Source organism: Streptosporangiales bacterium, from assembly GCA_009379955.1.
In the GTDB taxonomy this organism is placed as follows: Bacteria; Actinomycetota; Actinomycetes; order Streptosporangiales; family WHST01; genus WHST01.
In genome coordinates, this window is sequence record WHST01000006.1 from 69,960 (window position 1) to 82,826 (window position 12,867).

A 12,867-nucleotide genomic window follows, 5' to 3' on the forward strand; every position below is an offset into this window, starting at 1 on the left:
ACCCTACGGATGTGCCGCCCGGTCGGAACGGCCAGTGGCGGGCGCAGCCATGGTGACGCCTGCCACCGGCACGTCACGGTCACGCGACGCACGGCGGTCGAGGCTGGTGAGCCAGACGGCGGCGATCACGACCGCGCAGCCGGCGAGCTGCCAGCCGCTCGGTCGCTCGCCGAGCAGCACGACGCCGAAGAGCACCGCGAGCACCGGCTGCAACAGCAGGAGCGCCGCGCCGACGTTCGACCGCAGGCGTGGCAGCGCGGCGCTGATGAGCAGCCAGCCGCAGACCTGCCCGGACAGCGCGAGGGCGAGGAGCCAGCCGAGCGCGGGCCAACCCGGGGTGAGGTCGATCCCCGGCCCCGCGCCACCGATCGCGAACGCCGCGAGCCCGGCGCCGACGGTCGCCGTGCCCACCGACTGCGCCTGGTGCCGCGACTCGCCGGCGCCGCCGCGCAGCAGGAAGAGGTAACCGGCGTACGCGGCTCCCGCCGCCACGCCGAACAGCGCGCCGCGCACCGGCGCGCTGCCGGCCATCGGCTCGCCGACCGCGCCGGCCGCGAGGGCGACACCGAGCAGCATGACGGGGACGACGAGGGCGAAGCGCAGGGACAGGCGTTCCTTGTGCACCGCGAGCGCGAGCAGCGGCACGATGACGACCTGCACGTTGACCAGCACCGTCGCGATGCCGGCCCCGACGTCACCGATGCAGTAGCCCCACAGCACGAGGTCGACGCCGAGCAGCACTCCGGCCGCCAGGTCGACGAGCTGCCGGCGCCACGGACGTGCCCCGCGACGGCGGCGTTCGACGAGGGCGAGCGGCAGCAGGACGGGCAGGGCGAGCAGGCAGCGGAACACGGCCGCGGTGACCGCCGAGGTGCCCGACGTCTTCATCAGGATCGCCGAGACCGAGATGCACGCGGCCCCGGCGACGGCGAGCAGCCGCGGATCGAGACCCTCCCTCGTCCGGCTCACCAGCCCAGCCTGTCCGGTCGCACTGTTCACGACAAGTGACGATTTCTGCCTGCTATTCGGTAGCATCGTTGTCATGTTCGGCGTGGAACGCCTGCGCGCGCTCGAGGCCGTCCACCGGCTCGGCTCGGTGGCGCGTGCCGCGGCCGAGCTGCACGTCACGCCGTCCGGGGTGTCGCAGCAGCTGGCCAGGCTCGAACGCGAGAGCGGGCATCGGCTCACCGCGCCGCAGGGGCGCGGGCTCCGACTGACCCAGGCGGGCCTCGTCCTCGCGGCGCACGCGACGCGGGTGCTCCGCGAGCTCGCCGCGGCGCGGGCCGACCTCGCCGACCTGCACGCCGAGATCCTCGGGCCTGTGCGCATCGGCTCGGTCGAGAGCGCGATCCGCGCGCTCGTCGCACCGGCGCTCGCCGCCCTCGGCGCGCGGCATCCGCGGCTCTCCCCGCTCCTGCACGCGGGCGAGGCGGTGGCCACGATGCCCCGCCTGCACGCCGGCGACCTCGACGTCGTCGTCGCCGAGAGCTGGAACCACTGGCCGACGTCGTTCCCCGCCGACGTCAGCCACACCAGGCTGCTCGACGAGCACGCGTCGGTCGCCGTGTCGACCCGTCACCCGCTGGCCGGCCGCGCGACCGTCGACCTCGCCGAGCTCGCCGGCACGCCATGGACGGCCTGCACGCCGGGAACCGGCGCGCACGACTCACTGGTGCAGGCGCTGCGCACCGTCGGCGTCGAGCCCGACGTCACCTGCATCGCCGCCGAGTACCCGACCCAGCTGGCCCTGGTCCGCGCGAACGTCGCCGCCGCCCTCGTCCCGCCGCTGGGCCTCGCCGAACCACTCGACGGCATCGCACTGATCCCCACCCGGCCGGTCGTCAGCCGCGAGATCGTCGCCGCCTGGCGCACGAGCGGCGACCGACCGGCGACGCGCGCCTGCGTCGACGCCCTCCGCGAGGTCGCCACGGCGCGACTCTGAACCGTGGCGCGGGTCAGGAGGCGGCGGGCGGGGCGTCGGCGTAGCGCACGGTGGGGTGCGCGCGGGCCCGATCGGCGCCGTGCGCCTCGGGGACGTAGGGCGCGAGGAACGAGTAGTCCGCGGGGATCCCCGTCGCGCAGAACCACTCCCCGACCTCGTGCCAGCACGGCGCGCCGAGCGAGCCGCTGAACTGCCGCACCGACAGCGCGGCACACAGGTTGGCGAAGCGCACCCGCTGCGCGAGGGTCCACCCGGACAGCGTCGCCAGCACGAACGACGCGGCGAACACGTCGCCGGCGCCGGTCGGGTCGATGGCGTCGACCTCGACCGCGGGCTCGTGCACGCGCTCGCCCGTGCGCCGGTCGATCGCGTACGCGCCCTGGCGGCCGGCCTTGACCACGACGACGGGCACGTGCGGGGACAGCTCCTCCAGCGCCGCCTCGGGCGTCGACGTCCTGGTGTACGACATCGCCTCGACGGCGTTGGGGAGGAAGACGTCGACCTCGGCGAGGCGGTCGAACAGGCTGGTCGTCGACCACTCCCCCGTCGGGTCCCACCCGACGTCGCCGAACACCACGGCACCGTTCTTGCGCGCACCGGCCACCCACTCCGGTAGCGGGCCGTCGAGGTCGATGAAGCAGGCACGGCAGGCGGGCGGGTCGCTCACGAGCGCCTGCTCCTCGAACGGGAGCGGCTCGCCGTAGGTCACCATGCTCCGGTCGGCGGCGTACGCCATCGACACGGTCACCGGGGTGGGCCAGCCCTTCACCCGGTGCGAGGAGCACAGGCACACCTGCTCCTGCTCGGACAGGGTGCGCCACAGGTACGCGCCGAACATGTCGTCGCCGAAGGCGGCGGCGAGCCCCACCTTGAGACCGAGGCGGCTCATCGCGACCGCCATGTTGGCGATGCCACCGGGTGCGGAGCCGAGGCCGGACGTCCACAGCTCGGTGCCCGGCTGCGGCGGGCCGTTCATGCCGGTGAAGATCATGTCGAGGAAGACGGTGCCGACGAGGAAGACGTCGTACGGCTCGCCGTGCGTGCCGACGACCCGCTCGCCGAGCTCCTGCCGGTCCTCGCACGGGTCGTCGAGCGGCTTGAGGTAGGGGTCGGACTCCGGCGGGCAGTCCTCCTCGGCCCCGTGCCCGGCGGGACCCGGCCCGAGGGCTAGCTCTGTCATGAGCCGTCCTCCGCAGTGAGCATCGCAGCGAGAACGCAACCCGGTCCCTCGACGCGCCTCGTACGTGAGCGAGGAGCGGAGCGGAGGAGGACGGCGGGATACACAGTCATGCGCCTACTCCTTTCGGAAGAGTCGACTCACCTCCGGGTGCGCCGACGTGTACCCCTCGAGTATGCGTCGGGCGTCATGCACGGAGCCGGTCAGCGGGTGGGTACCGAGCGCGCGGAGGGCGAGCAGGTAGTCACCCGTCAACGCTGCGTCGATCGTGTCGCGCTCCACCGCCTTGAGGGTGGTGAGGAGTCCCGCGGCGTGGCCGGGGATCTCGCCGACGGCGAGCGGGCGGGTGCCGCTGCCGTCGACGAGGCACGGCACCTCGACCACGGCGTCGTACGGCAGCGACGGCAGCGCGCCGCGGTTGCGTACGTCGAGGACGAGCTCCGCCGGCGTGCCGGTGCCGAGCGCTCGCATCAGCGCCACCGCCACGCCCTCGTAGCCCCCCGACTCGAGGTCGTCGGCGTCGCGGTGGTCGGCGGCGTCGCGGCTCTCCGCGAGGTACGTCTCCTCGCGCTCGCGCCTGGTGCGCTCCCACAGCTCGAGCGCGTCGTGCGGGGCGGCGGCCGCCGCCTCGTAGAAGCGTTGCTGCTGCTCACGCAACAGCTCCCCGCGCGTCTGCGGAGCAGATCGCACGGCGCGGACGGCCTCGCGGTTGGCGTAGTAGTAGAAGAGGTACTCGTTCGGGACCATGCCGAGGGCACGGATCCATGTCGCGCCGAACAGCCTGCCCTCCTCGAACGACTCGAGGCGCTCGTCGTCGGCGAGCAGCGCCGGCAGCAGGTCGTGGCCGTCGGCCACGACGCCGGACAGCCAGCCCAGGTGGTTGAGGCCGAAGTACCGGAGCGACACGCGGTCTGGGTCGGCGCCGAGCACCCGCGCGACCCGCCGGCCAAGGGCGATCGGCGAGTCGCAGATGCCGATCACCCGGTCGCCGAGCACGCGCGACATCGCCTCGGTGACCATGCCGGCGGGGTTGGTGAAGTTGACCACCCACGCCTCCGGACACACCGCGGCCACGCGCTCGGCGATCCCGACCATGGTGGGCACCGTACGCAGCCCGTAGCAGACGCCGCCGGGTCCGGTGGTCTCCTGCCCGAGCACGCCGTGCCGCAACGCGACCCGCTCGTCGACCGTGCGACCGCGGAGCCCGCCCACGCGCAGGGCCGCGAAGACGAAGCCCGCGCCGCGCAGCACCTCGTCGAGATCGGTCGACGCCACCACCTTCGGCGCGTCGGGACGCCCGTCGGCGAGCTGGGTGAGGACGTCCGTGACGACGGACAGCCGGTCCCGGTCGATGTCGTACAGCGCGACCTCGTCGATGAGGTCCTGCTCCAGGAGGGCACGGTAGACCAGGGGCACGCGGAAGCCGCCGCCACCGAGAACCGCGAGTCGCGTCATGTGGTCACAGACCGACCCGGCCGCGCACGATCCTGCCGTACGCCGATGCGCCAGTGTCGGGCCGGAACGCCCGCGCCGCCTCGGTGATGGCCTCGTACTCGTCGTCGGCGAGGGTGATGTCGGCAGCCGCCACGTTGGACTCGAGCTGCTCGACGGTGTGGGCACCGGGGATCGCCACGACGGGCTCGTGGTGCAGCAGCCAGGCCAGCGAGATCTGCGCCGGTGTCGCGCCGCGGGTCGAGCCCACCTCGCGCAGGGTGCGCAGCAACGGCTCGGCGAGGCGGAGGTTCTCCGGCAGGAACAGCGGGTTGGCGGCGCGCAGGTCGCTCGGCCGGTGGTTCTCGTCGTACCGGCCGCCGAGGAGTCCCTGTTCGAGCGGGCTGGACGCCAGCACCATGCGCCGGTTGTCGGTGGCCCACGGCACGAGCTCCCACAGCGGACGCAGGTGGGCGAGGGAGAAGTGCACCTGGTTGGAGACCACCGGGTGGCGCAGGGCCTCCTCCGCGGCGATCCAGCGGCGCAGCGAGTAGTTGGACACGCCGACGGCGCGGACGAACCCTTCGTCGAGCATCTGCCGTGGCCCCTGCATGACCACCGAGTCGGGCACCACGGGGTTGGGCCAGTGCAGCTGGTAGAGCGGGATCGTGTCGATGCCGACGCGCTTGGCGCTCGCCTTCGCCGCGCGGCGGACCAGGGCGGCCACCGGCGCCACCGGCGTCACCTTGGTGGCGACGATCACGGACGACCGGTCGGCGCCCAGCGCCTTGCCGAGGATCCGTTCGCTCTTGCCGAAGCCGTAGATCTCCGCGGTGTCGAACAGCGTGACGCCGAGGTCGAGTGCCCGGCGGACGATGGCGTGGGCCTCGCCGCCCGCGTACTGCTCGCCGTACCCCCACTCGCGGGAGCCGAACTGCCACGTCCCCAGGCCGATCTTGCTGACCGTCCCCAGGCTCTCCACCTCGACCGTACGCATGGGTCCCAGTCTGCCCACTGCGTGTCCCCGCGTCACCTTCCGGGTGGCCGGACGCCCTACCGTGGGCGGCATGCTGCGCGCGCGGGTCGTCGCGACCGGACTGGTGCAGGGCGTGTTCTTCAGGGACGCATGCCGCACGGAGGCCACGCGGACCGGTGTGACCGGCTGGGTGCGCAACCGGCCGGACGGGGCCGTCGAGGCGGTCTTCGAGGGATCGTCGGACGCCGTGCGGCACATGGTCGACTGGTGTCGTCGTGGGCCGAGGCACGCCCGGGTCGACGCGGTCACGGCGTCCGACGAGGAGCCCACCGGCCTGCGCGGCTTCGACGTCCTCTAGGGCGTGTCTCCAAACGACTGTCCGGGCTACGCGACGCCCAGGACGGCCACTGGCGGCGTTGTCGGAGCTCGCAAGTACGTCCAGTACGAGCTCGTCCTCCGCCACCGCCATTGACCGCCCTGGACGCCGCTCGCCTCGAACGCCGTTTGGAGACACACCCTAGGCCACTCCCGATCAGCAGGCGGTGAACGTGGGCTTCGAGGTCGCGGCGATCTTCCAGGTGCTGCCGCGCTTCTCCAGCCCCTGGGTCATCGTCCAGCGGGTGCACGTGTCGCTGGTCCCCTTCGGCGCGTGCTCGACGTTCTGGGTGCTGGTGAACGACAGACGCATCGACGCGCGCGTGCCCTTCACCTTCGGTTGCGTCAGCTTCATGCCGACGTCGTACGTCGAGCGGAACCCCGCCGCGAACTCCCTGTAGCCGCCCTGCACGAGGCGCATGCCGTTCGCCTTGGCGAAGTCGTGCGCGTTGATCGCCGTGTAGTAGGCGACCACGCGGTCGACCGCGGCGCCCGCATCACCGGACACCTTCGGCCTGGAGGCGACGAGTCCGGTGCTGTCACTCGGTCCGCGGGGACTCGCACAACCCGCGGGCGTCACGGGCTCGCCGTCGGCGAACTCCCCTACCGTCTCGGTCAGCACGGATGCGGGCACGAACCTCCCGTCGTCGGTCGTGAGGCCGGCGACGCCGCCGGACCCCACCACCACACGCCCCGCCGCGGGCCGCTGGTCGGCCTCGAGCCGCAGACCGTCCTCGCCGACCCGCACCGTCGCCTCGGTGTCGCTGTCGCGGCTGTCGCCGAGGACCACGACCTGGTCGCCGGCCTTCGGGTCGGCGGCCGCGATGTCACCGTCGCCCTTGGCCGCGGGTGCGGACACGCGGAGGACCGCGATGCCCTTCTCGTCGTTCACGCCCATGACCTCGGCCACCTCGGGCTCGCCGGTGCCGAGCACGATGACGCGGGCCGCGCCGGCGACGTCGGCGCTGCGGACGAGGACGAGGTTGCCCGGCACGGCGACGGCCTCCGCCGCCGCGCCCTTCGGGCACCCGACCATGACGATGCTGGTGCGTGCCCGGCGGACCTGCTCCACCGCCTCGCCGTCCGGTCGCTGCTCCGGTGTCGTCGGGGTGCCGCTCGCCTCGTTCGCCGGCGTCGACGCGCTGGCCTTCGGCTGGTCGGTGCCGTCGTCGCGCACGAGGAGGTAGCCCACCCCGGTCGCGGCCAGCAGGACGACGACGACCGCCGCCGCCACCACGCCGACCAGCGCGCCTCGCTTCCTCTCCCGTCGCGGACCTGCTGGCGGGGGCGCCTCCGGCAGGGGCGGCGCCGGGAATGTCGGCGCCATCGGAGCGGTCTCCACGGGCGACGGCGGCGCGGGAACTCCCGAGCCCTCGTCGAGCCGGTGACCGCACTGGACGCAGAATGCCTGGTCGCCGGCGGCGGGTGTGCCGCACTGCGGACACGTCGGGCCGGTGGCGGTGGCGGTGGCGACCGATGTTCCGCACTCCGTGCAGAACATGTCGCCGTCCTGCAGCGCGGCTCCGCACGCGATGCAGGCACGGGGGTCGACCACGGCTCCTCCTCGGTCCCGACTGCGTTCACCAAATCACTACGGCGGGACCGAGTATGCCGACTCCTGCTAGACCTCGACCACGACCGGCACGATCATCGGCCTGCGCCGGTACGTTTCGTTGACCCAGCGTCCCACAGTGCGACGGACGAGCTGCGTGAGCTGGTGCACGTCGGCGACGCCGTCGCCGGCGGCGGATCGCAATGCGTCCTCGATGCGGGGCACGACCTCCTCGAACGCGGCGTCGTCGATGCCGGACCCGCGCGCCTGCACGCTCGGCCCCCGCACGAGCTTGCCGGTGGTCGCCTCGACGACGACCACGATCGACACGAACCCCTCTTCGCCGAGGATGCGACGGTCCTTAAGCGACGACTCGGTCACGTCGCCGACGGACGCACCGTCGACGTAGACGAAGCCGACGGGGACGGCCCCGGCCACGGCGGCCCTGCCGTCGACGAGGTCGACGACCACGCCGTTCTCCGCGATGACGACGCGGTCGGCCGGCACGCCCGCGGCCTCGGCGAGCCGGCCGTGCGCGCGCAGGTGACGCCACTCGCCGTGCACGGGGATGAAGTTGCGGGGACGGACGACGTTGAGCACGTACAGCAGCTCACCGGCGGGCGCGTGACCGGACACGTGGACGAGCGCGTTGCTCTTGTGGACGACCTTGGCGCCCCAGCGGGTGAGCCCGTTGATCACGCGGAACACGTCGTTCTCGTTGCCGGGGATCAGCGAGCTCGCGAGGACGACGGTGTCGCCGTCCTCGATGCGGATCGAGTGGTCGCGGTTGGCCATGCGTGACAGCGCGGACATCGGCTCGCCCTGCGAGCCGGTGCAGACGAGGACGAGCTTGTCGGGCGGGAGGCTGTCGATGTCGGCGCCCGGGTCGCACAGCACTCCCCCTGGCACGCGCAGGTAGCCGAGGTCGCGGGCGACGCCCATGTTGCGGACCATCGACCGGCCGACGAACGCGACCTTGCGGCCGTGCTCGTGCGCGACGTCGAGCACCTGCTGCACGCGGTGCACGTGGCTCGCGAAGCACGCGACGATGACGCGGCGGTCGGCGCCGCTGAAGACCTGGCGGAGGACGGGTGAGATCTCGCGCTCGCTGGTGACGAAGCCCGGCGTCTCCGCGTTGGTCGAGTCGGAGAGCAGCAGGTCGACGCCCTCGGTGCCGAGGCGGGCGAAACCGGGCAGGTCGGTGAGCCGGCCGTCGAGGGGTAGCTGGTCCATCTTGAAGTCGCCGGTGTGCAGCACCACGCCGGCCGGGCTGCGGATCACGACCGCGAGCGCGTCGGGGATGGAGTGGTTGACGGCGAGGAACTCGACGTCGAAGGGCCCGAGGCGTTCGTGCTGGCCCTCCTTGACCTGCAGCGTGTACGGCTTGATCCGGTGCTCGGCGAGCTTGCTCTCGACCAGTGCGAGGGTGAGCTGGCTGCCGAGGATCGGGACGTCGGGACGTTCGCGGAGCAGGTAGGGCACGGCGCCGATGTGGTCCTCGTGCCCGTGGGTGAGGACGAGCGCCTCGATGTCGTGGAGCCGTTCCCTGATCGACTCGAAGTCCGGGAGGATCAGGTCGACCCCCGGTTGGTCGGACTCGGGGAAGAGCACCCCGCAGTCGACGACGAGCAGGCGACCGTCGTACTCGTAGACGGTCATGTTGCGGCCGATCTCACCGACGCCGCCGAGGGCGACGACGCGGAGCGCGCCCTCGGACAGGTCTCCCGGCGTGCTCAGCTCGGGATGCGGATGTGTCACATGGTCCCTTCTCGGATGTGCGCGCCGGCGTTCAGATGGTGATGCCGGCGATGGCGAGGTCGGCGCGGATCGCCGCAACGGTGTCAGCGTCGGCGTCGACGTACGGGAGACGCACGGGGCCGGCGGGCAGGCCGAGCCGGTGCAGGACGGCCTTGCTCGCGATGCAGCCCTGGGTGTGCGTCATGATGCCGCGCACCGCGGGAATGGTGCGCTGGTGGATCTCGAGGGCCTTCGTCACGTCGCCGGAGACGTGGGCGTGGATCATCGCGGCCAGGTCGCCGGCGATGACGTGTCCGGCGACGCTCGCGAACCCGACGGCTCCGACGGAGAGCCACGGCAGGTTGAGCACGTCGTCGCCGGAGTAGTAGGCGAGGTCGGTCTCGGCGATGACACGGGAGCCGGCGAACAGGTCGCCCTTGGCGTCCTTGACGGCGACGATGCGCGGGTGCTCGGCGAGGGCGAGCAGCGTCTCGGTGGCGATGGGGACCCCGGAGCGGCCGGGGATGTCGTAGAGCATGACCGGCAGGCCCGTCGCGTCGGCGGCGGCACGGAAGTGCGCGAGGAGGCCTGCCTGCGGCGGCTTGTTGTAGTACGGGGTGACGACGAGCACGCCGTCGGCGCCCGCGGTCTCGGCGAGCCGGGCGAGCCGCAGCGTGTGGACGGTGTCGTTGGTGCCGGCGCCGGCGACGACGTGGGCGCGGTCACCGACCGCCTCGACGACGGCGCGCAGCAGCCGTTCCTTCTCGTCGTCGGAGGTGGTGGGCGACTCGCCGGTGGTGCCGGAGATCACGAGGCCGTCGTTGCCGGAGTCGACGAGATGAGTCGCGAGGCGCTGCGCGCCGTCGACGTCGAGCTCGCCTGAGGGGGTGAAGGGGGTGACCATCGCGGTCAGCATGCGGCCGAACGGGCCGCCGGTGTCATGTGCGCCTGCCATGGACCGAACGGTACCCCGGTGCCTCTTCGGGACGCGCGGCGGTTACGTGCTCGATCGTGACTGCACGTGAGATAGCCCTTGCGCGCAGTAGCAAGGGCGGGTAACACTGGAACACGTACACCCCGGCACCGCCCGCTCGGGGGTTCAGGCGATGCCGGGGCTCTGTGGTGTACATCGGGGCACTGGCCGCGGGTGTTACAAGCCCGCGGCCAGTTTCTTTCCCGCCTCTTCCCCGCGGCCCGGTGGGCCGACCGACGGCCACGTCGCTGGGCGCGTCCGGTCGCAAACCGGACGCCGAGGACCTTTCGAGGCGGACGCGCCCAGTGACGTCGAGCGGGGTGTCCGGGCATGGAGAAACCCCGGTGCTGTTCGCTCGGGGGGTCGAACAGCTCCGGGGCTCTGTGGCGTACATCGAGCCACGGGGATTCCGCGTTACATCCCGTTCGGGATGGTGCGGGCCCGGCAATGGATAACTCCCGGCGCCGCTTGCTCGGGGGTTCAACCGGCGCCGGGAGTTCTACACGGAGATCGCCACAGAGCGTGCCGTCGTTACAACACACAGTGAAATACTTTCGCGCACTTCTGGTCATACCACCATCGGGCGACTCATCCACAACCTGTGGACATGGTTAAGCCCCGACGTCGCTTGCTCGGGGGTTCAACCGACGTCGGGGCTTCACCAGGAACATCGCCCCGAACCCCCCAAGCGTTACAACCCTGACCAGGCAATTTCCAGGATGAGGAGGGAACCTGGGGGTCTGGGGGCTGGGCCCCCAGAAGAAAGGAAGAAGCCTGGGAAAGGCGCAAAGCGCCGAACAGGATGGGTGAGGCCCCGACGCTGCTCGCTCGGGGGTTCAAGCAGCGTCAGGGCCTCAACGCGTTCATCGACCGAAGAGTCGACCGCGTTACGTCTTCATTGTTACCGGCCGTGCCGACGCGGTGCGCGGCGGCTACGACGGATCGTCACCCCTCATGCACGAAGGGACTCGCGGCCACCTCGGTGCCATCCGGGAGTGTGGTGATGTCGAAGTCCGCGAACACGTTCGGGGCCACGCGCTTCAGCTCGCGCAGGCAGCGGATGGCGAGTTCGCGGATCTCGACGTCGGCGTGTTCGGACGCGCGCATCGCGGCGAAATGCCGCCACGCCCGGTAGTTGCCGGTGACGACGATTCTCGTCTCGGTCGCGTTCGGTAACACGGCGCGGGCCGCCTGGCGGGCCTGTTTGCGACGCAGGGTGGGGCTCTCGACGTCGGCGAACTTCTTCGCCAGACCCTCGAGCAGCCGGGTGTACGCGTCGAGCGCCTGGTCGCCCGCCTGCGTGAATATCTCGTGCAGCTCGGGGTCGTTCGCGATGACGTCGGGCTCGACCATCGCGGCGTCGCGCTCGGGGACGTACCGCTGGGAGAGCTGGGAGTACGAGAAGTGCCGGTGCCGGATGAGCTCGTGGGTGAGCGAGCGGGAGACGCCGGTGAGGTACATCGTGACGTTTCCGTGCTCGAGCACGGAGAGGTGGCCGACCTCGAGGATGTGGTGGAGGTAGCCGGCGTTGGTCGCGGTGACCGGGTTGGGCTTCTTCCACGACTGGTAGCAGGCACGGCCGGCGAACTCGGCGAGGGCCTCGCCCCCGTCGGTGTCGGTCGACCACGGGACGTCGTCGGGCGGGTCGAAGTGGGTGTACGCGATCACGCGGACCGACAGCGGCGCGACGTCCATCAGGGTCTCCCGGCGCTCGAGGGTGGGTGCAGGCAGGACCGCCGAAGGGGAAGGTGCGGCGGCCACGAGACTACCCGGACGGCCCGGCCGACGGCCGCCTGACACCCCGTCAGGCGACAGGGAGCGGACGGATCCTCGGGACCCGCAACGGCTCCTCGCCCAGCACCCGCTCAGTCTCGTCGTCGACCACCGTGACGCGGACGGCGGTGCCGTGCGGCGCGCAGGTGCTGGCCCGTGCGTCGACCGCGAACAGCACCGAGACGGGCCGCGACTCCCCCGCCGTCTCGTGCCGGCCGGCGTATCGAAGTACACGCCAGTCGTCGACGACCCAGTGCTCCCGCAGGCTCGACCGCACGAGGTGGGCGGCGGACTGCCAGGCCAGGCTCGACTCCAGCAGGTCGACGCTCGCCGCGACGGGCACCGGACCGCTTCCGGACGAGCCCGAGCCGGCCTCGCGCAGCGGATGGCCGAGGATGCGTACGCGCAGCCGACGCAGCGGCAGCAGCCACCGACCGTCGGCCTCGGGTGACGTCGCGACGTACGCGGCGAGCACCGCGGTCAGCGCGAGCGCGACGACGCCCGGCCGGTCGAGCGCGGCACGCCACCACGGCGTACCCGCCACCGCGACGAGCACGCCGGATGCCGCGACCAGTCCGGCCCGCGCGAAGGAGCGCCATGTCACCGGCGCCGCGGCGCCGGTGCATCCGCACGACGCTCCGGGTGCGACGTGGCGCAGGCGGGCGAGGTAGCCGAGGAACGCGAGGCCGAGGACGGCGGACGCGATGCCGGCGACGGGTGCCGGTGCTGCGAGCAGCGCGGCCGCGACGGCGAGCTCCGCCACCCCCGCGGCGCGCACGACGCCGCGGGTGAGAGCGGGACGTCCGAGCACGGCGCGGAGCCCGGTGAGGGCGCCCTCACCGGGCGCGAGGAGCTTGACCACGCCGGTCCAGGTCAACAGGGCGGCGGTGGCGACGGCCAGGGCGGACGCCGCCGGGAGGAGCGCCGCCAC

At 72.4% G+C, this 12,867-nt stretch carries 11 protein-coding genes; 2 read left to right on the forward strand and 9 right to left on the reverse strand.

Annotation, left to right across the window (positions count from 1 at the left end):
• Positions 1 to 3: 3 nt before the first annotated feature.
• On the reverse strand, positions 4 to 1,035 hold the full coding sequence (locus tag GEV10_03240) for an EamA family transporter (protein ID MQA77488.1): 1,032 nt from the start codon (positions 1,033 to 1,035) through the stop codon (positions 4 to 6).
• Positions 1,036 to 1,042: 7 nt separating this feature from the next.
• On the opposite strand from GEV10_03240, the gene GEV10_03245 reads away from it, so the two are divergent.
• Positions 1,043 to 1,942 carry a LysR family transcriptional regulator gene (locus tag GEV10_03245; GenBank protein MQA77489.1) on the forward strand — a complete coding sequence of 300 codons (900 nt, stop codon included), beginning with the start codon at positions 1,043 to 1,045 and terminating at the stop codon, positions 1,940 to 1,942.
• 13 nt (positions 1,943 to 1,955) lie between these two features.
• Here the strand turns inward: GEV10_03245 and GEV10_03250 are convergent, their stop codons facing one another.
• The 3 genes from GEV10_03250 to GEV10_03260 all read right to left on the reverse strand — a co-directional run bounded on the left by GEV10_03250 (position 1,956) and on the right by GEV10_03260 (position 5,547).
• On the reverse strand, positions 1,956 to 3,122 hold the full coding sequence (locus tag GEV10_03250; protein ID MQA77490.1) for a carbohydrate kinase family protein: 1,167 nt from the start codon (positions 3,120 to 3,122) through the stop codon (positions 1,956 to 1,958).
• Between the two features lie 114 nt (positions 3,123 to 3,236).
• Complete coding sequence (locus GEV10_03255) at positions 3,237 to 4,574, reverse strand: 6-phospho-beta-glucosidase (GenBank protein MQA77491.1); 1,338 nt, start codon at positions 4,572 to 4,574, stop codon at positions 3,237 to 3,239.
• A gap of 4 nt (positions 4,575 to 4,578) precedes the next feature.
• The gene (locus GEV10_03260; GenBank protein MQA77492.1) at positions 4,579 to 5,547 is read right to left on the reverse strand and encodes an oxidoreductase; all 969 of its coding nucleotides are present in this window, start codon (positions 5,545 to 5,547) and stop codon (positions 4,579 to 4,581) included.
• 70 nt (positions 5,548 to 5,617) lie between these two features.
• Between GEV10_03260 and GEV10_03265 the strand changes: the two genes are divergently transcribed.
• Entirely contained in the window at positions 5,618 to 5,884 is a 267-nt protein-coding gene (locus tag GEV10_03265; GenBank protein ID MQA77493.1) for an acylphosphatase, read from the forward strand.
• 174 nt (positions 5,885 to 6,058) lie between these two features.
• On the opposite strand, the gene GEV10_03270 is transcribed toward GEV10_03265, so the two are convergent.
• The 5 genes from GEV10_03270 to GEV10_03290 all read right to left on the reverse strand — a co-directional run bounded on the left by GEV10_03270 (position 6,059) and on the right by GEV10_03290 (position 12,867).
• The gene (locus GEV10_03270; GenBank protein MQA77494.1) at positions 6,059 to 7,456 is read right to left on the reverse strand and encodes a zinc-ribbon domain-containing protein; all 1,398 of its coding nucleotides are present in this window, start codon (positions 7,454 to 7,456) and stop codon (positions 6,059 to 6,061) included.
• 66 nt (positions 7,457 to 7,522) lie between these two features.
• A complete protein-coding gene (locus GEV10_03275; GenBank protein MQA77495.1) occupies positions 7,523 to 9,211 on the reverse strand; it encodes an RNase J family beta-CASP ribonuclease in 1,689 nt (562 codons plus the stop codon).
• A 31-nt stretch (positions 9,212 to 9,242) separates the two neighbouring features.
• A complete protein-coding gene (gene dapA, locus GEV10_03280; protein MQA77496.1) occupies positions 9,243 to 10,145 on the reverse strand; it encodes a 4-hydroxy-tetrahydrodipicolinate synthase in 903 nt (300 codons plus the stop codon).
• A gap of 963 nt (positions 10,146 to 11,108) precedes the next feature.
• Positions 11,109 to 11,858: an FAD-dependent thymidylate synthase gene (locus GEV10_03285; protein MQA77497.1), complete on the reverse strand. Its 750-nt coding sequence runs from the start codon at positions 11,856 to 11,858 to the stop codon at positions 11,109 to 11,111.
• A gap of 109 nt (positions 11,859 to 11,967) precedes the next feature.
• Positions 11,968 to 12,867, reverse strand: coding sequence for a hypothetical protein (locus tag GEV10_03290; protein MQA77498.1), 900 nt, complete (start codon positions 12,865 to 12,867; stop codon positions 11,968 to 11,970).